1 protein-coding gene is annotated in these 365 nt (G+C 57.0%); it reads right to left on the bottom strand.

What is annotated here, in order from left to right:
• Nucleotides 1–102: 102 nt before the first annotated feature.
• The coding region (locus tag JL39_RS31220; RefSeq protein ID WP_161784791.1) for an ATP-binding protein at nt 103–365 on the bottom strand (263 nt) is incomplete at its 5' end.

Here is a 365-nt window from a genome sequence, read left to right on the forward strand (position 1 = left end):
TATAGCGCGGCGATCTGGGAGGAACTTGCGCGACAATCTAGATGGGACTTTTGTGTCGCGGACGGTTGGGAGTTTAGCAGCGTGATTGTCGCTGGCAAGTGTTCATTGCTCTTGTAATTGTCGCGGAGCGTCAATCTGGGTGGGCTGTGTGATTGTCGCGTAGATGGGAGGCCTTCCGCGCTGCCGTTTTGCCTCCATAGCAGAGCGGCGACGATAGCTTTCGACGTTCATCTCGAAGATCGTGGCGTGATGAACGAGGCGGTCCACCGCGGCGAGCGTCATGGCGGGATCTGGAAAAACTCGATTCCATTCGCCAAAGGGCTGATTTGCGGTCAGCAGGATAGATCGCCGCTCATAGCGTGCGG

The sequence above is a fragment of the Rhizobium sp. YS-1r genome, from assembly GCF_000757525.1.
GTDB classification, from domain to species: Bacteria; Pseudomonadota; Alphaproteobacteria; order Rhizobiales; family Rhizobiaceae; genus Neorhizobium; species Neorhizobium petrolearium.